Annotated in this window: 19 protein-coding genes; 13 read left to right on the forward strand and 6 right to left on the reverse strand. The window is 60.1% G+C overall.

From position 1 onward, the window contains the following. Positions 1 to 3: 3 nt before the first annotated feature. The 6 genes from mlaE to murA all read left to right on the forward strand — a co-directional run bounded on the left by mlaE (position 4) and on the right by murA (position 3,995). Positions 4 to 786, forward strand: coding sequence for a lipid asymmetry maintenance ABC transporter permease subunit MlaE (gene mlaE, locus H7A77_RS16965; RefSeq protein ID WP_042785434.1), 783 nt, complete (start codon positions 4 to 6; stop codon positions 784 to 786). Between the two features lie 4 nt (positions 787 to 790). Further along, entirely contained in the window at positions 791 to 1,339 is a 549-nt protein-coding gene (mlaD, locus tag H7A77_RS16970; protein ID WP_033644497.1) for an outer membrane lipid asymmetry maintenance protein MlaD, read from the forward strand. Between the two features lie 14 nt (positions 1,340 to 1,353). Further along, on the forward strand, positions 1,354 to 1,983 hold the full coding sequence (gene mlaC, locus H7A77_RS16975; RefSeq protein ID WP_033644498.1) for a phospholipid-binding protein MlaC: 630 nt from the start codon (positions 1,354 to 1,356) through the stop codon (positions 1,981 to 1,983). Continuing rightward, complete coding sequence (mlaB, locus tag H7A77_RS16980; protein ID WP_033644499.1) at positions 1,983 to 2,285, forward strand: lipid asymmetry maintenance protein MlaB; 303 nt, start codon at positions 1,983 to 1,985, stop codon at positions 2,283 to 2,285. The genes mlaC and mlaB overlap by 1 nt, the downstream gene beginning before the upstream one ends. Positions 2,286 to 2,425: 140 nt before the next feature. Further along, the gene (gene ibaG, locus H7A77_RS16985; protein WP_025304370.1) at positions 2,426 to 2,680 is read left to right on the forward strand and encodes a BolA family iron metabolism protein IbaG; all 255 of its coding nucleotides are present in this window, start codon (positions 2,426 to 2,428) and stop codon (positions 2,678 to 2,680) included. A gap of 55 nt (positions 2,681 to 2,735) precedes the next feature. Further along, a complete protein-coding gene (murA, locus tag H7A77_RS16990) occupies positions 2,736 to 3,995 on the forward strand; it encodes a UDP-N-acetylglucosamine 1-carboxyvinyltransferase (protein WP_019453131.1) in 1,260 nt (419 codons plus the stop codon). 71 nt (positions 3,996 to 4,066) lie between these two features. Here the strand turns inward: murA and degS are convergent, their stop codons facing one another. The 3 genes from degS to zapG form a co-directional block, all read right to left on the reverse strand. Further along, positions 4,067 to 5,125 (reverse strand): outer membrane-stress sensor serine endopeptidase DegS, encoded by a 1,059-nt coding sequence (degS, locus tag H7A77_RS16995; protein ID WP_042785432.1) that lies wholly within the window; start codon positions 5,123 to 5,125, stop codon positions 4,067 to 4,069. A gap of 88 nt (positions 5,126 to 5,213) precedes the next feature. Then, positions 5,214 to 6,584, reverse strand: a complete 1,371-nt coding sequence (gene degQ, locus H7A77_RS17000; RefSeq protein ID WP_025304368.1) for a serine endoprotease DegQ — start codon at positions 6,582 to 6,584, stop codon at positions 5,214 to 5,216. Between the two features lie 173 nt (positions 6,585 to 6,757). Next, entirely contained in the window at positions 6,758 to 7,159 is a 402-nt protein-coding gene (gene zapG, locus H7A77_RS17005) for a Z-ring associated protein ZapG (protein ID WP_004937074.1), read from the reverse strand. 231 nt (positions 7,160 to 7,390) lie between these two features. Here zapG and zapE point away from each other — a divergent pair, with 231 nt between their 5' ends. From zapE to sspB, 5 genes are all read left to right on the forward strand, one after another. Next, positions 7,391 to 8,518 carry a cell division protein ZapE gene (zapE, locus tag H7A77_RS17010; protein ID WP_033644501.1) on the forward strand — a complete coding sequence of 376 codons (1,128 nt, stop codon included), beginning with the start codon at positions 7,391 to 7,393 and terminating at the stop codon, positions 8,516 to 8,518. Positions 8,519 to 8,793: 275 nt separating this feature from the next. Then, a complete protein-coding gene (gene rplM / locus H7A77_RS17015) occupies positions 8,794 to 9,222 on the forward strand; it encodes a 50S ribosomal protein L13 (protein WP_004937079.1) in 429 nt (142 codons plus the stop codon). A 15-nt stretch (positions 9,223 to 9,237) separates the two neighbouring features. Then, complete coding sequence (gene rpsI / locus H7A77_RS17020; RefSeq protein ID WP_004937080.1) at positions 9,238 to 9,630, forward strand: 30S ribosomal protein S9; 393 nt, start codon at positions 9,238 to 9,240, stop codon at positions 9,628 to 9,630. A 325-nt stretch (positions 9,631 to 9,955) separates the two neighbouring features. Next, entirely contained in the window at positions 9,956 to 10,597 is a 642-nt protein-coding gene (sspA, locus tag H7A77_RS17025; protein WP_004937082.1) for a stringent starvation protein SspA, read from the forward strand. Positions 10,598 to 10,602: 5 nt separating this feature from the next. Further along, a complete protein-coding gene (gene sspB, locus H7A77_RS17030) occupies positions 10,603 to 11,103 on the forward strand; it encodes a ClpXP protease specificity-enhancing factor (RefSeq protein WP_025304365.1) in 501 nt (166 codons plus the stop codon). Between the two features lie 61 nt (positions 11,104 to 11,164). Here sspB and H7A77_RS17035 read toward each other — a convergent pair whose 3' ends face one another. The 3 genes from H7A77_RS17035 to gltB form a co-directional block, all read right to left on the reverse strand. Then, positions 11,165 to 11,644 carry a hypothetical protein gene (locus tag H7A77_RS17035; RefSeq protein ID WP_033644504.1) on the reverse strand — a complete coding sequence of 160 codons (480 nt, stop codon included), beginning with the start codon at positions 11,642 to 11,644 and terminating at the stop codon, positions 11,165 to 11,167. Between the two features lie 164 nt (positions 11,645 to 11,808). After that, positions 11,809 to 13,227, reverse strand: coding sequence for a glutamate synthase small subunit (locus H7A77_RS17040; protein WP_033644505.1), 1,419 nt, complete (start codon positions 13,225 to 13,227; stop codon positions 11,809 to 11,811). Positions 13,228 to 13,241: 14 nt separating this feature from the next. Beyond that, positions 13,242 to 17,702 (reverse strand): glutamate synthase large subunit, encoded by a 4,461-nt coding sequence (gltB, locus tag H7A77_RS17045; RefSeq protein WP_046897247.1) that lies wholly within the window; start codon positions 17,700 to 17,702, stop codon positions 13,242 to 13,244. A gap of 691 nt (positions 17,703 to 18,393) precedes the next feature. Between gltB and H7A77_RS17050 the strand changes: the two genes are divergently transcribed. Together H7A77_RS17050 and arcB are read left to right on the forward strand one after the other, a co-directional pair. Continuing rightward, a complete protein-coding gene (locus H7A77_RS17050; RefSeq protein ID WP_182074437.1) occupies positions 18,394 to 19,332 on the forward strand; it encodes a TIGR01212 family radical SAM protein in 939 nt (312 codons plus the stop codon). 92 nt (positions 19,333 to 19,424) lie between these two features. Beyond that, on the forward strand, positions 19,425 to 21,764 hold the full coding sequence (gene arcB / locus H7A77_RS17055) for an aerobic respiration two-component sensor histidine kinase ArcB (RefSeq protein WP_182074438.1): 2,340 nt from the start codon (positions 19,425 to 19,427) through the stop codon (positions 21,762 to 21,764). The last annotated feature ends 45 nt before the right edge of the window (positions 21,765 to 21,809 follow it).

A 21,809-nucleotide genomic window follows, 5' to 3' on the forward strand; every position in this document is an offset into this window, starting at 1 on the left:
CTCATGTTATTAAGAGCGTTAGCGTCTCTGGGGCGCAGTGGCATCAACACCAGCGCCAGCTTCGGCCGCGCCGGGTTGATGCTGTTCAACGCATTGATTGGCCGGCCGGAACCCGGCAAGCAGTGGCCGCTGTTGTTGAAACAGCTTTACAGCGTCGGCGTGCAGTCGCTGCTGATCATCATGGTTTCCGGGCTGTTTATCGGTATGGTGCTGGGCCTGCAGGGGTATATCGTGCTTACCACCTACAGCGCTGAAGCCAGCCTCGGCATGATGGTGGCGCTGTCGCTGCTGCGCGAGCTGGGGCCGGTGGTGACGGCGCTGCTGTTCGCCGGCCGCGCCGGTTCCGCGCTCACGGCGGAAATCGGCCTGATGAAGGCGACGGAACAGATCTCCAGCCTGGAAATGATGGCGGTCGATCCGCTGCGGCGCATCGTGGCGCCGCGTTTCTGGGCGGGGATGATCAGCATGCCGCTGCTGACCATCATCTTCGTGGCGATCGGCATTTGGGGCGGCTCGGTGGTCGGCGTGGATTGGAAGGGCATCGACAGCGGCTTCTTCTGGTCGGCGATGCAAGGCGCCGTAGAGTGGAAAAAAGATCTGCTTAACTGCCTGCTCAAGAGCGTGGTGTTCGCCATTACCGTAACCTGGATTGCCATTTTCAACGGGTATGACGCCGTGCCTACCTCTGAAGGGATTAGCCGGGCGACGACGCGTACCGTGGTGCATTCGTCACTGGCGGTGTTGGGATTGGATTTCGTGCTGACCGCACTGATGTTTGGGAATTGATTCGATGCAAACGAAGAAGAGTGAAATCTGGGTTGGGGCATTCATGCTGATCGCGCTGTGCGCCATCGTGTTTATCTGCCTGCAGGTGGCGAACCTTAAATCGATCGGCAGCGAGCCGACCTACCGCGTTTATGCGACGTTCGACAATATCGGCGGCCTGAAACCGCGTTCGCCGGTGAAGATCGGCGGCGTGGTGATCGGCCGCGTGGCGGACATCGAACTCGATCCGAAAACCTACACGCCGCGCGTGGCGCTCGATATCCAGAAAAAGTACGACGAAATCCCGGATACCAGCTCGCTGGCGATCCGCACCTCCGGCCTGCTGGGCGAGCAATATCTGGCGCTTAACGTGGGCTTCGAAGATCCTGATATGGGCACCACCATTCTGAAAGACGGCGGCACCATTCAGGACACTAAATCAGCCATGGTTCTGGAAGATCTGATCGGCCAGTTCTTGTATAAAAGCGGCGGTCAGGACAGCGCCAAACCGGGAGACGCGGCCGCTGAGCCGGCTGCCGGCGCTGCACCGCAACCCGCTGTTCCAAATCATTAAGAGAGGATACCTGCATGTTTAAACGTTTACTGATGGTGGCTCTGCTGGTGGTTGCGCCGCTGGCGAGCGCAGCCGACCAAACCAATCCTTACAGCATGATGCAAGACGCGGCGCAGAAGACCTTCAGCCGTTTGAAGAACGAACAGCCGAAGATCAAGCAGGACCCGAACTACCTGCGCTCCATCGTGCATCAGGAACTGATGCCGTTCGTGCAGGTGAAATACGCCGGCGCGCTGGTGCTGGGCCGTTACTACAAAGATGCGACGCCTGCGCAGCGCGAAGCTTACTTCACCGCTTTCCAGGCTTACCTGGAGCAGGCTTACGGCCAGGCGCTGGCGATGTACCACGGCCAGACTTACCAGATCGCGCCTGAACAGCCGCTGGGCAACGCCGACATCGTGGCCATTCGCGTCACCATCATCGACAACGGCGGCCGCCCGCCGGTGCGTCTGGATTTCCAATGGCGCAAGAACAGCAAAACCGGCTACTGGCAGGCGTATGACATGATCGCCGAAGGCGTCAGCATGATCACCACCAAGCAAAACGAGTGGGCGTCTACGCTGCGTACTCAGGGCATCGACGGCCTGACCAAACAGCTGCAGGCCGCTGCCGCGCAGCCCATCTCGCTGGACAAGAAAAACTGATGTCGGCAGCGCTCAGCTTCGAATCAGAGCAGCAGACGCTGATCCTGCGCGGTGAACTGGACCGTGAAACGCTGCTGCCGTTGTGGCGGCAGCGCGACGCGCTGATGGCGGATAAAACCGCGATCGACGTGGCGCAACTGCAGCGCGTGGACTCCTCCGGGCTGGCGCTGTTGCTGCATCTGCAGGAAGAGCAGCGCCAACGTGGCGTCGCGCTAAAAATTTTCGGCGTCACCGAGCGTCTGAAAACGCTGATCGCGCTCTACAACCTGCAGGCGATAATGCCTGTCGATACCGCCGGTTAGCGGCGTTTTACACCGTCTTTGCGTGGTTAAACGATACAAAGCCCCTGTTATGCAGGGGCTTTTTCTTTAGTTTAAGAAAACATCGTATTCCACTAAGATACTAGGCTGTTTATGATCCTTTAGCGGCAGAACTGGATACTATGGAAACCAACGAGATTAAAGACGTGCTGATGCAGGCATTGGCACTGGATGAAGCGCACGTGACGGGCGACGGCAGCCATTTTCAAGCGATCGTGGTCGGCGAACTGTTCGCCGGCATGAGCCGCGTCAAAAAACAGCAGACGGTTTACGCACCGCTGATGGAATACATTGCGGACAACCGCATTCATGCCTTGTCTATCAAGGCGTACACCCCTGAAGAGTGGCAGCGAGACCGCAAACTCAACGGATTTTAAGGCTGTTTGCCCTGCCGGGCGGGCAGCTTCAGATTAGATAACAGAGAGTAGTCAGATGGATAAATTTCGTGTGCAGGGTCGGACCCGCCTGAGCGGTGAAGTGTCTATTTCCGGGGCCAAAAACGCCGCCCTGCCGATCCTGTTCGCCGCCCTGTTGGCGGAAGAGCCGGTCGAGCTGCAGAATGTCCCCAAGCTGAAGGACATCGACACCACCATTAAACTGCTCAGCCAGTTGGGTACCAAGATTGAGCGCAACGGTTCGGTCTTCGTGGACGCCAGCGGCGTGAACGAGTTTTGCGCGCCTTACGATCTGGTGAAAACCATGCGCGCTTCCATCTGGGCGCTGGGGCCGCTGGTGGCACGTTTCGGCCGCGGCCAGGTTTCCCTGCCGGGTGGCTGCGCGATCGGCGCGCGTCCGGTCGATCTGCACATCACCGGCCTGGAGCAGTTGGGGGCCGAGATCAAGCTGGAAGAAGGTTACGTCAAGGCGTCCGTCGATGGCCGTCTGAAAGGCGCGCACATCGTGATGGACAAGGTGAGCGTGGGCGCGACCGTGACCATCATGAGCGCCGCGACCCTGGCGACCGGCACGACCGTTATCGAGAACGCCGCGCGTGAGCCGGAAATTGTCGATACTGCCAACTTCCTCAATACGCTGGGCGCGAAGATCAGCGGCGCAGGCAGCGACAAGATCACCATCGAGGGCGTCGAGCGTCTGGGCGGCGGCGTGTATCGCGTGCTGCCTGACCGCATCGAGACCGGTACCTTCCTGATCGCCGCCGCGGTTTCCGGCGGCAAAGTGATGTGCCGCAACACCCGTCCGGATACGCTGGATGCGGTGCTGGCCAAGCTGCGTGAAGCCGGTGCCGATATCGAAGTGGGCGAAGACTGGATCAGCCTGGATATGCACGGCAAGCGCCCGAAAGCGGTCACCGTGCGCACCGCGCCGCACCCGGGCTTCCCGACCGACATGCAGGCTCAGTTCAGCCTGTTGAACCTGGTGGCGGAAGGCACCGGCGTTATCACCGAGACCATCTTCGAAAACCGTTTCATGCACGTGCCGGAATTGATCCGCATGGGGGCGCACGCGGAAATCGAGAGCAACACCGTGATCTGCCATGGCGTTGAACAGCTGTCCGGCGCTCAGGTGATGGCGACCGATCTGCGCGCTTCCGCCAGCCTGGTGATCGCCGGCTGCATCGCCGACGGCGTGACCGTCGTCGATCGCATCTACCATATTGATCGCGGCTATGAGCGTATTGAAGACAAGCTGCGCGCGCTGGGTGCGAACATCGAGCGTGTGAAAGGCGAGTAAGGCATTAACGCCGGCGCGGCTGCGTCGGCAGGATGAAAATCAAAGGGCCGGCTATCAATGCCGGCCCTTTTTTAATTGCTGTCTTCCGGGAATTCACCCACCGTCATTTTCAACGTAATGCGCTTGCCGTCGCGCAGCACGATAACCGGTATCTCGGTGCCCGGTCTGATCTCCGCCACCTGATCCATGGTCTCCAGCACGGACACCGCCGGTTTGTTATCCACGTTGATGATGATGTCGTTGATCTGGAAGCCGGCGTTGCTCGCCGGGCCGTTCGGCGTAATCTCGGTCACGATGATGCCTTGAAGGCGATCGATGCCGGAATTGGACGAGCGCAGCGGAATGATCTCTTTGCCCTGAATGCCGAAATAGCCGCGGATGACGCGGCCGTCGCGGATCAGCTTGTCCATGATTTTGGTGGCCAGTTCGATCGGAATGGCGAAGCCGAGGCCCTCCGGCGTTTCGCCGTCGGTAATTTTGTCATAGGTCAGGGTGTTGATGCCGATCAGCTCGCCCAGCGAGTTGACCAGCGCGCCGCCGGAGTTGCCGCGGTTGATGGAGGCGTCGGTCTGCAGGAACGTCTGTCGGCCGGTGGTGCTCATACTGATGCGGCCGGTGGCGCTGAGGATGCCTTGTGTGACGGTCTGCCCCAGGTTATAGGGGTTGCCGATCGCCAGCACGACGTCGCCGACGTGGGCAACGCGATTTTTATTGGTCGGGATCACCGGTAGATTGCCGGGATCGATCTTCAGCACCGCCAAATCGGTCAGGCCGTCCGAGCCGACCAACAGCGCTTCGTAGCGGCGGCCATCCTGCAACACCACGGTGATCTGCTGAGCGTCTTTGATCACGTGGCGGTTGGTGATGATATAGCCGCGTTCATTCATGATCACGCCGGAACCGAGCGACAGTACGTTGGCGGCCCCGTTCAGGTTGCGGTTGTAAATATTCACCACGGCGGGCGCGGCGCGGCGCACCGCTTTGTTGTAGCTCACTGGCGTTTCGTCGCTGGTGCTCTCAGGTTTGTCTGCAAACAGGCCGTTGGAAGAACGCAGCATGGGCAGTGCGGCCAGCAGCAGGCCGGCAACGATGAGACCGATAACGACAGAACGCAAGAGCTTAGCAAACATGGAGTTTTCGTGGTGTGGTGAACGATGTTCGGAGGATAGCATGAGTTAACCGGGCGCAGTATGTCACCGAGCCCGGTTTTTGCACAAATTAACGCAGCAGCAGATAAATGGTTTCGTTGCCGCGCACGATATTGAGCGCCATCACCGGTGGCTTGGCCTCCAGCACTTTACGCAGCGTGGTGATGTTGTCCACGCGCTGACGGTTGACGCCGATGATCACGTCGCCTTTCTGCAGGCCGATCTGCGCCGCCGTTGACCCTTTATCCACGTTCTCCACCTTCACGCCCTTGTCGCCGCTCGGCAACGCGCCATTGCTGAGGGAAACCCCCTGCAGCGCCGGCGACAGCGTTTCGGCGTTGGTCGAGGCGCTCTCGCTGTTGTCCAGCGTGACCGAAACTTCCTGCGGTTTGCCATCGCGCAGCAGGCCCACCTTGAGGGTTTTGCCCGGCGCGGTGGTGCCGACTTTGGCGCGCAGTTCGGCGAAGCTGCTCACCGGTTTACCGTCGACGGAGACCAGGATATCCCCGGCCTTGATGCCCGCCTTGGCGGCGGCGGATTTCGGCAGCACTTCGCTGACGAAGGCGCCGCGCTGCGCGTCGGTGTTGAAGGCTTTGGCCATATCCGGGGTCATTTCGCTGCCCTTGATGCCCAGCAGGCCGCGTTTCACTTCGCCGAATTCAATCAGCTGCTGGCTCAGGTTCTGCGCCATATTGCTCGGAATGGCGAAACCGATGCCGACGTTGCCGCCGCTCGGCGCCAGAATGGCGGTATTAATGCCGATCAGCTCGCCGTTCAGGTTAACCAGCGCGCCGCCGGAGTTGCCGCGGTTGATGGAGGCGTCGGTCTGAATGAAGTTTTCCAGCCCTTCCAGATTCAGGCCGGAGCGGCCCAGCGCCGAGATAATGCCGGAAGTGGCGGTTTGGCCCAGGCCAAACGGGTTGCCGACCGCGACGGCAAAGTCGCCGACGCGCAGCTGATCGGAGTCGGCCATTTTGATGGCGGTCAGGTTTTTGGTGTCGCTGAGCTGCAACAGGGCGATGTCGGATTGCTCATCGCGGCCGACCAGCTTGGCGTCCAGCTCGCGACCGTCGTTCAACTGCACGCGGATTTTATCGGCGTTGTTGATGACGTGGTTGTTGGTCAGCACATAGCCTTTGGCGGCGTCGATGATCACGCCGGAACCCAGCCCTTCAAACGGACGGGAGCTTTGCTGCTGGCCGGGGAAGTTAGGGCCGAAGAAGCGTCTGAACTCTTCCGGCAGTTGTTGACGCTGCACCTGAGTGCCGGCGACATGCACGCTCACTACGGCGGGCAAGACTTTTTCCAGCATCGGCGCCAGGCTCGGCAGCGGCTGCCCCTGAACGGCGACGGGCAGGGCCGCGTTGGCCACCGGTACGGAGCTGAGCGTCAGGCCGAGGCTCATTGCCAATGCACTAAGAATTAACGACTTTTTCTTCATTGATTATAACTCTCTCAATACCTGCCGATGAAAATTTGATGATAAGGCAATCACCTTGTCATAGTGAAGGGTAAGACCGTGAATTTGCGTGCAAAGTTCAGTAAAGGTAATGCGAGGGAAGGTCAAGACGGTAAACGGAGGAAGCCCGCGGGTGGCCCCGCGGGCGAAGGGGGTCAGTCGCGGCGCGCGCTTTGCCCGCGCAGCAGGCCGGAGGCGCCTTCCGAATAGTCGCGCGGCATTTCCACCGGCGCTTGATCGTTGTCTGCTTCCGCTTCGGTCAGGCGATAGCGGAACGGATTTTCCTGCATCGGCAGATCCGGCAGCAGGTTGTTCGAGCTTTTCGCCATGTGCTGATACAGCTGACGATAATCGCGCGCCATGTTGTCCAGCAGCTCGGCGCTGCGGGCAAAGTGGCCGACCAGCTCCTGACGGTACTCTTCCAGCTCGGTTTTGCTCTTGTCCAGCTCGTTCTGCAGGACTTGTTGTTGACGTAATTTACGGTTGCCAAAACGCATCGCCACCGCACCAATCACGATACCGACGACCAAACCAATCAGCGCATACTCCCAGGTCATGATGACTCCTATTTTGACTTCGTTGTTCCGCAGGGATTTTTCACTTAATAATATCCACTATAACCGTTAACCTTGTCCGAGTGGAATCCTGATGCGCTTCCACCTAATTTTTACAGGGTTTTCAGCGGCGCCCGCAGCGGGCATTTGTGGCGATAACGGTGCGAATCGGCATCAACTTGCCGCCAACGTTGGCTAAATAATTTCTAAGCGTTCTTAGGGAACATCGAACAGATGCAGGCACTATCACCGTTATCTCGCTACCAGCAGGCGCTGGATGCGGGGGAATATCAGGCCGATGAGGTTCAACGCCGGGCCGTCACTCAACTGGATCGCATTTATCAGGCTCTGTTGCAAAAGCCGGCGGCGAGCGCGCCTGCCGGCGGGCTGCGCGGTAAGCTCAGCCGCTTGCTGGGCAAGGGCGGCGACACGGCGCCGCAGCGCCCGGTGCAGGGGCTGTATATGTGGGGCGGCGTCGGGCGCGGCAAAACCTGGTTGATGGATATGTTCTTCCACAGTTTGCCGGGCGATCGCAAAATGCGTCTGCACTTTCACCGCTTCATGCTGCGGGTGCATGAAGAGCTGACCGAGCTGCAGGGGCGGGAAAACCCGCTGGAAATCGTCGCCGACGGGTTTAAGGCCGAGACCGACGTGCTGTGTTTCGACGAATTCTTCGTGTCCGACATCACCGACGCCATGCTGCTGGCCACGCTGCTGCAGGCGCTGTTCGCGCGCGGCATTACGCTGGTGGCCACATCGAACATCCCGCCGGACGATCTGTACCGCAACGGTCTGCAGCGGGCGCGTTTCCTGCCGGCCATCGATCTGATCAACGAGTACTGCGACGTGATGAACGTCGACGCCGGCATCGACTATCGTCTGCGTACCCTGACCCAGGCGCACCTCTACCTGACGCCGCTGAGCGACCAGACGCGCGAGACGCTGGATCGGATGTTCGTCAAGCTGGCGGGCAAGGCGGGGGAGGACGCGCCGGTGCTGCAGATCAACCATCGGCCGCTGCAGGCTATCCGTTCGGTGGACGGCGTGCTGGCGGTGGATTTCCACACGCTGTGCGAAGAGGCGCGCAGCCAACTGGACTACATCGCGCTGTCGCGGCTGTATCACAGCGTGATCCTGTATAATGTGCGGGTGATGGGGCCGCTGAAAGAGAATACCGCGCGCCGTTTCCTGGCGTTGGTGGACGAATTCTACGAGCGGCACATCAAGCTGGTGATCGGCGCTGAAGCGTCGATGTTCGAGATCTATCAGGGGGTGCAGCTGAAATTTGAATTCCAGCGCTGCCTGTCGCGCCTGCAGGAAATGCAGAGCGAAGAGTACCTCAAGCTGCCGCATTTGCCCTGAGTCTGCCGGGCTTGCCGCCGCCGTATCGCCGGTTGTCCGCCGCCGGCGATAAATTTATTTTCCATTCAAAAACCGTTCGATCTTTGTGAGCGACTTCTCTATAATCTTGCGACCCCACGTTACAACAAAGTTTTTTTTCCCAAAAACTTTATAGTGCCGGCAATGGCTATTCGAAGGGGTAGGTTTGCTGGACTTGTATGGTCGTGTGAGCCTCAACTGTTTTCGAGCGTTTGGGTGTTCACCAACGTGTAACTAATTATTGGGTAAGCTTTCTAATGAAAACTTTTACAGCTAAACCAGAAACCGTAAAACGCGACTGGTACGTTGTTGATGCAGATGGTAAAACTTTAGGCCGTCTCGCTACTGAACTGGCTCGTCGCCTGCGCGGCAAGCATAAAGCGGAATACACCCCGCACGTGGATACCGGTGATTACATCATCGTTCTGAACGCTGACAAAGTTGCTGTAACCGGCAACAAGCGTACAGACAAAGTGTACTACCACCACACCGGCCACATCGGTGGTATCAAGCAAGCGACCTTTGAAGAGATGATTGCCCGCCGTCCTGAGCGCGTGATTGAAATCGCGGTTAAAGGCATGCTGCCAAAGGGCCCGCTGGGTCGTGCTATGTTCCGTAAACTGAAAGTTTACGCGGGCACCGAGCACAATCACGCGGCACAGCAACCGCAAGTTCTGGACATTTAATCGGGATTAATGGCAATGGCTGAAAATCAATACTACGGCACTGGTCGCCGCAAAAGCTCCGCCGCTCGCGTCTTCATCAAGCCGGGCAACGGTAACATCGTTATCAACCAGCGCAGCCTGGAACAGTACTTCGGTCGCGAAACTGCCCGCATGGTAGTTCGTCAGCCGCTGGAACTGGTCGACATGGTTGGCAAACTGGATCTGTACATCACCGTTAAAGGTGGTGGTATCTCCGGTCAAGCTGGCGCCATCCGTCACGGTATCACCCGTGCACTGATGGAGTACGATGAGACTCTGCGTTCTGAACTGCGTAAAGCTGGCTTCGTCACCCGTGACGCTCGTCAGGTTGAACGTAAGAAAGTCGGTCTGCGTAAAGCACGTCGTCGTCCGCAGTTCTCCAAGCGTTAATTTCCGCTGCTTCGGCAGTGCGATTTACGCAAAAAACCCGGTGCTTCACCGGGTTTTTTTATGCCTGAAATCCGCCTTCCCCGACTAAAATCTGTGGCATATCAGACAATTCAACATGAATTCGCCGCAGCGCCCCCACAAAACAAGCAAAATCTGGTAAACTATCACCCACTTTTGCGCCTGTTCGCCGTGCAGTTGACCTCCTGGGCCGGTTTTTTATGGGTTCGGGTCGCGCTGCGTGCTGCCGGCCTGCGGCAAGATTATTCAGGATAGCAGCCTGTCAGTTGGCTATTCGCAGTATTTTCTAGATAACTTGGAGGTTTTCATGGCTGTCGCTGCCAACAAACGTTCGGTAATGACGCTGTTCTCTGGCCCGACCGACATTTTTAGCCATCAAGTACGCATCGTACTGGCGGAGAAAGGTGTCAGCGTCGAGATCGAGCAGGTCGAAATGGATAACCTGCCGCAAGATCTGATTGACCTCAACCCTTACCAGACGGTGCCTACGCTGGTCGATCGCGAACTGACCCTGTATGAATCCCGCATCATCATGGAATACCTGGATGAGCGCTTCCCGCACCCGCCGCTGATGCCGGTTTACCCGGTTGCCCGTGGTGAGAGCCGTCTGATGATGCTGCGCATCGAGAAGAACTGGTACTCGCTGATGGACAAGATCGAGAAGAGCAGCGGTCAGGAAGCAGAATCCGCCCGCCGCCAGTTGCGTGAAGAGTTGCTGGCGATCGCGCCTATTTTCGGCCAGGCGCCGTATTTCATGAGCGAAGAGTTCAGCCTGGTGGATTGCTACCTGGCACCGCTGTTGTGGCGTCTGCCGCAGCTGGGCATCGAGTTGAGCGGCGCCGGCTCCAAAGAGTTGAAAGGCTACATGACCCGCGTCTTCGAACGCGACGCTTTCCTGGCTTCCCTGACCGAAGCCGAGCGTGAAATGCGCCTGCAAACCCGGGGCTAAGCGCGATGGACATGTCTCAGATGACGCCGCGTCGCCCGTATCTGCTGCGGGCGTTCTATGACTGGCTGCTGGATAACCAGCTGACGCCGCACCTGGTGGTCGACGTGACTCGCCCTGATGTTCAGGTGCCGATGGAGTTCGCGCGCGATGGCCAGATCGTGTTGAATATCGCGCCGCGCGCGGTAGGCAACCTGGCGTTGGGCAACGAAGACGTGCAGTTCAACGCGCGCTTCGGCGGCGTGCCGCGCCAGGTCTCGGTGCCGATGGCCGCCGTGCTGGCGATTTATGCGCGTGAGAACGGCGCCGGCACGATGTTTGAACCGGAAGCCGCCTACGACGAAAGCGAAGGCGTGTTCGAAGGTTTGGACAATGAGACGATCCCTTCGGAAACGTTGATGTCGGTGATCGACGGCGATCGCCCGGATACCGCGGAAGATGACGGCCCGGACGACGAACCGCCGCAGCCGCCACGCGGTGGCCGACCGGCGCTGCGCGTGGTGAAATAAGCCCGCGTGAACAAACGAAAAAGCACCCCGTGGGGTGCTTTTTTTGCCCGGACGAAGCGGATCAGCCTTTCAAGGCGGCAATGCAGGCATCGCGCGGCGCGCTGAGATCGCCTACGCGCACGGTGGACAGCGCGCGGGCCGCGCGCTCACGGAAGCTGGTGATGGCGGTGTCGCCTTGCACTTCCGGCGGCGCGGTGCAGATGTCATTGAGCGGCAGATCGTTGCCTTTGTTGAGCGCCTGCAATACCGCCGCCGGGTTGTAGATCAGGGCGGCGGAGAGGGCAGATTTAATGCCGGCGGTAAATCCGGCATTGCCGCCGCCGGCCAGCTTGGGCGCCAGGGCAATCCAGTTGTCGTCCCCCAACCGGATACTGTTTTCCACGGCGCTGAACTGCCCGGCCTTGCCCAACTGCGCCACGACCGGCCGCGCGCCGCGCGCTTCGATATTGTAACCGACCTCCTGCGAATCCAGCGCCAGGGCTGAGGCGCTGAAACTGACGGCCAGCAGTGCGCCGGCCAACAGGGAAATGGAGCATTTCATGTTCGCTATCCTTATCTCGGTGTCAGGCGCAGCCGCGCCCTGCAATGGTGCTAACTCAATACTATAGCGCGTTGAGGCAGTGAGAAGGGGGGAGGTTGTTACAAAGCGTGGCCGGTTAAAACAAAGGCCCGGCAATGTGCCGGGCCTTTGGCGGTACGGAAGGTTTACACTTCCAGGTAGTTCATGATGCCGTCTGCCGCTTTGCGGCCTTCGGCGATCGCCGTCACCACCAGGTCGGAGCCGCGGACCGCGTCGCCACCGGCGAAGATTTTCGGGTTGCTGGTCTGGAACGCGTTGTCGCTGCCTTCCGGCGCCACGATGCGGCCCTGTTTATCGAGCTGCACGTCGTGCGCCGCCAGCCAGTCCATGCGGTGTGGGCGGAAGCCGAACGCCATCACCACCGCGTCGGCGTCGATCACGTGCTCGGAACCCGGCACCTGCTCCGCCGCCTGGCGGCCGTTGGCATCCGGCGCACCCAGCTGAGTGCGCACCATTTTCACCCCGGCCACGCGGCCGGCGCTGTTCAGTTCGATGCTCAGCGGCTGCAGGTTGAACTGGAAGTCCACCCCTTCTTCCCGGGCGTTCTTCACTTCGCGCTTGGAGCCCGGCATGTTGGCCTCGTCGCGGCGGTAGGCGCAGGTGACCTGCGTCGCGCCCTGACGCACCGAGGTGCGCACGCAGTCCATGGCGGTATCGCCGCCGCCCAGCACCACCACCCGTTTGCCTTCCATGCTGACATAAGGCTCGTGCTGCTCGGTTTCATACCCCATCAGCTGCTTGGTGTTGGCGATCAGGAACGGCAGCGCGTCGTACACGCCCTGCGCATCCTCATTCTCCAGCCCGCCACGCATCGATTGATAGGTGCCGACGCCGAGGAACACCGCATCGTACTCGCTCAGCAAAGTCTCCATGCTGACGTCTTTGCCCACTTCGGTATTCAACTGGAACTCGATGCCCATCTCGCTGAAGATGCCGCGGCGTTTGACCATCACTTCCTTTTCCAGCTTGAAGGCCGGGATGCCGAAGGTCAGCAGACCGCCGATCTCAGGATGACGATCATACACTACTGCCTTAACGCCGTTGCGGGTCAGCACGTCAGCGCAGGCCAACCCGGCGGGGCCGGCACCGACGATCGCCACGCGCTTGCCGGTCGGCTGCACGTGCGACATGTCCGGCTTCCAGCCCATTTCGATGGCCTTATCGCTGATGTAACGCTCGATATTGCCGATGGTGACCGCGCCGAACTCGTCGTTCAGGGTGCAAGACCCTTCGCACAGGCGATCCTGCGGGCATACGCGGCCGCACACCTCAGGCAGGCTGTTGGTCTGATGCGCCAGGTCCGCCGCTTCCATGATGCGGCCTTCGTTGGCCAGCTTCAGCCAGTTCGGGATGTAGTTGTGCACCGGGCACTTCCACTCGCAATACGGGTTGCCGCAGGACAGACAGCGGTCCGCCTGGGCTTTGGCCTGGGTTTCCGAAAACGGTTCGTAGATCTCGACGAACTCTATTTTGCGGATCTTCAGCGGTTTCTTAGGCGGATCAACACGCTGCAGGTCGATAAATTGATAAACGTTCTGGCTCATTAATGACCTACCTCTTACTGCGCCTGCACCCGCAGCTCGGCTGCGGAACGGCTACGGTGACCCAACAGCGCTTTGACATCGCTGGACTTCGGTTTGACCAGGGCGAACTTCGGCGCCCACTCCGGCCAGTTGGCCAGGATCTCTTCCGCGCGGGAAGAGCCGGTCGCCTGCACGTGTTCGGTGATCAGGCCGCGCAGATGCTCCTCATGGATCGCCAACTGATCGACATCCAGCACTTCCACCAGCTCCGGGTTCACGCGCTTGCGGAACTCGCCGTCTTCGTCCAGCACGTAGGCGAAGCCGCCGGTCATGCCGGCGCCGAAGTTGATGCCGGTTTTACCCAGCACGCAGACGATGCCGCCGGTCATGTATTCGCAGCCGTTGTCGCCGATGCCTTCCACCACGGTGATGGCGCCGGAGTTGCGCACCGCGAAACGCTCGCCCGCGCGGCCGGCGGCGAACAGCTTGCCGCCGGTGGCGCCGTACAGGCAGGTGTTGCCGACGATGCTGGCTTCATGGCTGCGGAAGGCGGAGCCGATCGGCGGACGCACCGCGATGCTGCCGCCGGCCATGCCCTTGCCGACATAGTCGTTGGCGTCGCCGGTCAGGGTCAGCTCGACGCCGCCGGCGTTCCAGACGCCGAAGCTTTGCCCGGCGGTGCCGGAGAAATGCGCCTTGATCGGATCGGCCGCCATGCCCTGATCGCCGTGCACGTTGGCGATAGCGCCGGACAGCATGGCGCCCACGGAGCGGTCGGTGTTGCGAATGTCGAAGTAGAAGGTTTTACCCTGTTTCGCTTCGATATGCGGCTGCGCCTGCGCCAGCAGCTCTTTGTTCAGCAGGCCCTTGTCGAACGCCGGGTTGCTGCTTTCGGTGCAGTACACCGCTTTGCCCGGATGCGGCGTGGCGGTTTTCAGCAGCGGCGACAGATCCAGCTTGTTCTGCTTGGCGGAGATGCCGTCCAGCTCGGTCAGGAAGTCGGTGCGGCCGATCAGATCCACCAACTGGCTCACGCCCAGTTGCGCCATGATCTCGCGGGTTTCACGTGCGATAAACTGGAAGTAATTCGTCACGCGTTCTGGCAGGCCGTGGTAGTGATCGCGGCGCAGCTTGTCGTCCTGAGTCGCGACGCCGGTCGCGCAGTTGTTGAGGTGGCAGATGCGCAGGTATTTGCAGCCCAGCGCCACCATCGGCCCGGTGCCGAAGCCGAAGCTTTCCGCGCCCAGGATCGCCGCTTTGACGATGTCCACGCCGGTTTTCAGGCCGCCGTCCACCTGCAGGCGGATCTTGTGGCGCAGACCGTTGGCCACCAGCGCCTGCTGGGTTTCCACCAGGCCCAGTTCCCATGGGCAGCCGGCATATTTCACCGAGGACAGCGGGCTGGCGCCGGTGCCGCCGTCGTAACCGGCGATGGTGATAAGATCGGCATAGGCTTTCGCCACGCCGGTGGCGATGGTGCCGACACCCGGCTCGGACACCAGTTTCACCGAGATCACCGCCTTCGGGTTGACCTGCTTCAGATCGAAGATCAGCTGCGCCAGATCTTCGATCGAGTAGATGTCGTGGTGCGGCGGCGGGGAGATCAGCGTCACGCCCGGCACCGAGTAACGCAGTCTGGCGATGTACGGGGTGACTTTGTCGCCCGGCAGCTGGCCACCTTCGCCCGGCTTGGCGCCTTGCGCCACCTTAATCTGGATCACGTCGGCGTTCACCAGGTAGGCCGGCGTTACGCCGAAGCGGCCGGAGGCCACCTGTTTGATGCGCGACACCTTGTTGGTGCGGTAGCGCGCCGGATCTTCGCCGCCTTCGCCGGAGTTGGAGAAGCCGCCGAGGCCGTTCATGGCGATCGCCAGTGATTCGTGCGCTTCCGGGCTCAGCGCGCCGATCGACATCGCCGCCGTGTCGAAGCGTTTGAACAGCGATTCCGCCGGTTCGACCTGATCGACCGGGATCGGTTCGCCTTTCGGCGTGATGGCCAGCAGATCGCGTAGCATGGCGACCGGCCGCTCGTTCACCAGCTTGGCGTAAGCCTGATAGTCGCTGTACTCGCCGCTGTGTACCGCTTTTTGCAGCGAGTTCACCACGTCCGGGTTGTAGGCGTGGTATTCGCCGCCGTGCACGAATTTCAGCAGGCCGCCTTGCTCCAGCGGTTTGCGTTTCAGCCAGGCGCGCTTGGAAAGGTTCTGCAGATCCTGCTGGAAATCGCTGAAGCTGGCGCCGCCAATGCGGCTGACCACGCCCTGGAAGCACAGATCCGCCAGATCGCGGTGCAGGCCGACCGCTTCGAACAGCTTGGAGCAGCGGTAAGAGGCGATGGTCGAAATGCCCATCTTGGACATGATCTTGTACAGGCCTTTGTTGATGCCGTTGCGGTAGTTCAGCATCACGTCGCGGTATTTCTTGTCGATCGCCTGGCTGTCCACCAGCTTGGCCAGGGTTTCATAGGCCAGATACGGATAGATGGCGGTCGCGCCGAAGCCGAGCAGTACGGCGAAGTGGTGCGGATCGCGGGCGCTGGCGGTTTCAACGATCAGGTTGGCGTCGCAGCGCAGGCTTTTTTCCACCAGGCGGGTTTGCACGGCGCCGACTGCCATCGGAGCAGGCACCGGCAGGCGGCCGGGCGCGATGGCGCGGTCGGACAGCACCAACAGCACCGCACCTTCACGCACCTTGCGTTCCGCTTCGTCGCACAGGGCGCGAATGGTCTGCTCCAGATCCTGCTGCTGCGGATCGAAGGTCAGATCGAGCGTCTCGGCGCGATAGTATTCGCCTTCCAGCGTGGTGAGCTGTTTGAAATCGGAGTACAGCAGGATCGGCGATTTGAAGCTCAGGCGGTGCGCCTGGCCTTCGGCTTCGCAGAACACGTTCATTTCGCGGCCGATGCTGGTGGCCAGCGACATGACGTGCGCTTCACGCAGCGGATCGATCGGCGGATTGGTGACCTGCGCGAACTGCTGGCGGAAATAGTCGTAAACGATGCGCGGCCGGCTGGAGAGCACGGCGAACGGGGTATCGTCGCCCATCGAACCGGTGGCTTCCTGGCCAATTTCGCCCAGCACGCGGATCACCTGATCCAGCTCTTCACTGCTGTAGCCGAACTGTTTCTGATAGGTTTCGAGCTGCGCGTCGTCGAGCTCGCGGCTGCCGACCTGATCGTCCGGCAGATCTTCGAACGGCACCAGGCGTTTGACGTTTTTCTCCATCCACTCTTTATACGGGTGGCGGCTTTTCAGATCGTTGTCGGTTTCCGCCGAGTGCAGGATGCGGCCGCTGCGGGTGTCGATCACCATCAGCTCACCGGGGCCGACGCGGCCTTTTTCCACCACTTCATCCGGCTGGTAATCCCAGATGCCGACTTCGGAGGCGCAGGTGATCAGCTTGTCTTTGGTGATCACGTAGCGCGCCGGGCGCAGGCCGTTGCGATCGAGGTTACAGGCGGCGTAGCGGCCGTCGGACATCACGATGCCGGCCGGGCCGTCCCACGGCTCCATGTGCATCGAGTTGAAGTCGAAGAAGGCGCGCAGATCGCCGTCCATGTCCGGGTTGTTCTGCCAGGCCGGCGGCACCAGCAGGCGCATGGCGCGGATGAGATCCATCCCGCCCGCCAGCAGCAGCTCCAGCATGTTGTCCAGCGAACTGGAGTCGGAGCCGGTTTCGTTGACGAACGGCGCGGCGGCCTGCAGATCCGGGATCAGCGGCGTTTGGAATTTATAGGTACGGGCGCGCGCCCACTGGCGGTTGCCGGTGATGGTGTTGATTTCGCCGTTGTGCGCCAGGTAGCGGAACGGCTGCGCCAGCGGCCAGCGCGGCACGGTGTTGGTGGAGAAGCGCTGGTGGAACAGGCAAATGGCCGACTCCAGGCGCAGGTCCGCCAGATCGAGATAGAAGCGCGGCAGATCCGCAGGCATGCACAGGCCTTTATAGATCGTCACCAGGTTAGAGAAGCTGCAGACGTAGAAACTGTCGTCCTGCACGCGTTTCTCGATGCGGCGACGCGCCACGAACAGGCGGCGTTCCATATCACGCGGGCGCCAGCCGGCCGGGGCGTTAACGAAGATTTGCTCGATGCGCGGCAGGGAGGAGAGGGCGATTTCACCCAGCACGTCCGGGTTGGTCGGCACTTCGCGCCAGCCGACGATCGACAGCGTTTCGTTTTGCAGCTCTTCTTCCACGATGCGGCGGCTGAGGCGCGCTTCCTCTTCATTCTGGCTGAGGAACATCATGCCGACGGCGTAGTTCTTGGCCAAACGCCAGCCGCGCTCTTCCGCCACCATGCGGAAGAAACGATCGGGTTTTTGCAGCAACAGGCCGCAGCCGTCGCCGGTCTTGCCGTCGGCGAGGATCGCGCCGCGGTGCTGCATGCGGGCCAGCGCGTGAATGGCGGTGCGCACCACCTTGTGGCTAGGTTCGCCTTCTATATGGGCGATCAGGCCGAAACCACAGTTGTCCCTCTCTTGGGATTTATCGTACAACATATCGTGAACCTCCCCAGGCTCTGCGTGACTCTCACAACCTACTGCGAGGGGGCTTCCCAATTTCAGGCAGAAGTCCAATCAGCAAGTTAACCCCGCCAATCTGCTTTTCCGCCCTCCATCAATGGCCTCTCGTGACGGTCTCACAAGTGGTATAGGACTTGTTTTAAGAGGGAGTCTTCAATTACTGCATAAATATGACGAGACGTTTGCCCGTCCAGAAAGCTTCCAGCGGACTTCCAACTTAGCGAGAAAGAATTCGCAGGTCAAATGTGGGCTTAAGATAGATTCTTATCGAATTACTGATGTTTATTTATTTGATAAATAAGTAATTTAATGCATTTTTGCACTATCGTGGGGCAACGCCGATCCCTGCAGAAGTGTGAGCTGTCTCACTGTAGTGCAACCCCTTAATCTCTGCACCATGCTAGTGCGGGGGGTAATGCCAGAATTTTATTCTATAAGATATTGCTTAGCTGATGTTTATGACTATTTTTCACCGTGTTGTCATATTGCCGTTAACGGTTGCGTGACGATTAGAATAATTCATCAGAATTAGAGTGAATTGATTTGCGTTTATGGTGAATAGTTATGCTTGATGGCGCCTTGCGGGGAAAGCGTTGATCTCTGTCATCGCGGGAAAAACCGTTTCTTATTAGCATCGCGGCTTTGAACACAGAGAAGCACCAAGATTATGCAGTTGCCGCAATTAGTCAATATGTTTGGCGCGGATCTCCAGCGCCGCTATGGCGAAAAGATCCATAAACTCACGCTGCACGGCGGATTCAGCTGCCCTAACCGCGACGGCACGTTGGGGCGCGGCGGCTGTACGTTCTGCAATGTCGCCTCGTTCGCCGATGAAGCGATGCAGCGGCAGAGCATCGCCGAACAGCTGGCGCAGCAGGCCGCGCGGGCCGATCGGGCGCGGCGCTATCTGGCCTATTTCCAGGCCTATACCAGCACCTATGCGGAGGTTGAACGGCTGGAGACGATGTATCGGCAGGCGTTGGCGCAGAGCGCCATGGTCGGCCTGTGCGTCGGCACCCGGCCGGACTGCGTGCCGTCCGCCGCGCTGGATCTGCTGACGGGATACCGCGAGCAAGGCTATGAAGTGTGGCTGGAGCTGGGGCTGCAGACGGCGCACGATAAAACGCTGAAGCGCATCAACCGCGGCCATGATTTTCGCTGTTATCAGCAGACTGCGCGACTGGCCCGGCAGCGCGGGCTGAAGGTGTGCTGCCATCTGATCGTCGGGCTGCCGGGAGAAACTCAGCGCGATCATCTGCTCACGCTGCAGCGGGTGACGGAGACCGGCGTGGATGGCATCAAACTGCATCCGCTGCACGTCGTCACCGGCAGTACCCTGGCGCGGGCGTGGCATGCCGGGCGGTTGCCCGAACTGGCGTTGGAGGACTACGCCGCCAGCGCCGGGGAGATGATCCGCCATACGCCGGGCGGGGTGGTGTACCACCGTCTTTCCGCCAGCGCCCGTCGGCCGACGCTGCTGGCGCCGCTGTGGTGCGAAAACCGCTGGAGCGGCATGCAGGCGGCCGGTGCTTATCTGCAGCAATACGGCGGGCAGGGCAGCGCGCTGGTTGAAAAGCGGCGCTACCGTCCCGGAATGCCGCTCTGAAGTGCAATCTTTGCCACACTTCGGCGTTTGCCGCCTTATCTCATCGCGGTTTTACGGTATGATTCAAAAGATTGTGTCTGATGGGAGCCGCTATGAAGCAAATCCGGGTGTTGGCCCAGTACTACGTTGATTTAATGGTGAAACTGGGGTTGGTGCGCTTCTCGCTGCTGCTGGCCTCGGCGCTGGTGGTGCTGGCGATGGTGGTGCAGATGGCGGTGACCATGCTGCTGCGCGGCGAAGTGGAAAGCATCGACGTGGTGCGTTCAATCTTCTTCGGTCTGTTGATCACCCCGTGGGCGGTCTACTTTCTCTCGGTGGTGGTGGAACAGCTGGAAGAGTCGCGCCAACGGCTGGCGCGGCTGGTGGACAAGCTGGAAGAGATGCGCCACCGCGATCTGGAGCTTAATCAGCAGCTCAAAGACAATATCAGCCAGCTGAATCAGGAGATCGCCGACCGTATCAAAGCGGAAGAAGAGCGCCTGCAGGTGATGGAAAAGCTGACGGAAGAGATGGAGCAGCGCGAGCAGGCGCAGATTGAGCTGGGCCAGCAATCGGCGCTGCTGCGTTCCTTCCTCGATGCCTCGCCGGATTTGGTCTACTACCGCAACGAAGACAAAGAGTTTTCCGGCTGTAACCGCGCGATGGAACTGCTGACCGGCAAAAGCGAGAAGCAGCTGATCGGCCTGACGCCGTTCGACGTCTACGGCCAGGAGATCGCCGAAAAGGTCATTGAGACCGACGAGAAGGTGTTCCGCCATAACGTCTCGCTGACCTACGAACAGTGGCTGGTATATCCCGACGGCCGCAAAGCCTGTTTCGAGCTGCGCAAGGTTCCGTTTTACGACCGGGTGGGCAAACGCCACGGCCTGATGGGCTTCGGCCGCGATATTACCGAGCGTAAGCGCTACCAGGACGCGCTGGAGAACGCCAGCAGGGAGAAGACCACCTTTATCTCCACGATCAGCCACGAGCTGCGTACGCCGCTTAACGGCATCGTCGGCCTGAGCCGCATTTTGCTTGATACCGAGCTGAACGACGAGCAGCTGAAATACCTGAAGACCATTCACGTCAGCGCCATCACCCTCGGCAATATCTTCAACGACATTATCGAAATGGACAAGCTCGAGCGGCGCAAGGTGCAGCTCGACAACCAGCCGGTGGACTTCACCGGCTTCCTGGCGGATCTGGAGAATCTCTCGGGCCTGCTGGCGCAGCCGAAAGGGCTGCAGTTCATCATGGAGCCGCAGACGCCGCTGCCGCAGCAGATCGTGACCGACGGCACGCGCCTGCGGCAGATCTTGTGGAACCTGATCGGCAACGCGGTGAAATTTACCCAGCAGGGGCAAATTGTGGTGCGCGTGCGGCGCGAGGCGCAGGAGAAGCTGGTGTTCGAAGTGGAAGACTCGGGCATGGGCATCCCGCAGGACGAGCAGGACAAGATCTTCGCCATGTATTATCAGGTGAAAGATCAGCGCGGCGGCCGTCCAGCCACCGGCACCGGCATCGGGCTGGCGGTCTCCAAACGGCTGGCGCAGAGCATGGGCGGCGACATTACCGTGCGCAGCGAACAAGGGCACGGTTCTTGCTTCACTTTGACCATCAAGGCGCCGGCGGTGCAGGAAGCCGTCAGCGCGGCGCCGGAGGAAGAGGAGCTGCCGTTGCCGGCGCTGCACATCCTGCTGGTGGAAGATATCGAACTGAACGTGATCGTGGCGCGCTCGGTGCTGGAGAAGCTGGGCAACAGCGTCGAGGTGGCGATGAACGGCCATGACGCGCTGGCGATGTTCGATCCGGACGAGTTCGATCTGGTGCTGCTGGACATCCAACTGCCGGACATGACCGGGCTGGATATCGCCCGGGCGCTGCGTGAGCGTTACGCCGGACAGGCGCTGCCGCCGTTGGTGGCCCTGACCGCCAACGTGCTGAAAGACAAAAAAGAGTATCTCGAGGCGGGCATGGACGATGTGCTGAGCAAGCCGCTGTCGGTGCCGGCGCTGACCAAGGTCATCAAACACTATTGGGATCATCAACCTTCTCACACTTCTAAGAAAACGGAGCACAAGGCGATGCAGATTAATGAGTCGTTACTCGATACCGCGATGCTGGAGCAGTACATGGACCTGGTTGGCCCGCAGTTGATCCATCAAAGTCTGGAGATGTTCGAACAGATGATGCCGGGTTATCTGGCGGTGCTGGATTCCAATATGACGGCGCGCGATCAGAAAGGCATCACCGAGGAAGGGCACAAGATCAAGGGCGCCGCCGGTTCGGTCGGCCTGCGTCACCTGCAGCAGTTGGCGCAACAGATTCAAACGCCGACGCTGCCGGCCTGGTGGGATAACGTGCAGGACTGGGTAGATGAGCTGAAGCAAGAGTGGCGCAACGACGTGCAGGTACTGCGGGCTTGGGTAGATAACGCTGAAAAAAAATGACCCCGACGTGAGCCGGGGTGCGCGAATATTGCGCCAACACCAGGG

The sequence above is a fragment of the Serratia sp. ME47 genome, assembly GCF_903970925.1.
Classification (GTDB): Bacteria; Pseudomonadota; Gammaproteobacteria; order Enterobacterales; family Enterobacteriaceae; genus Serratia; species Serratia ureilytica.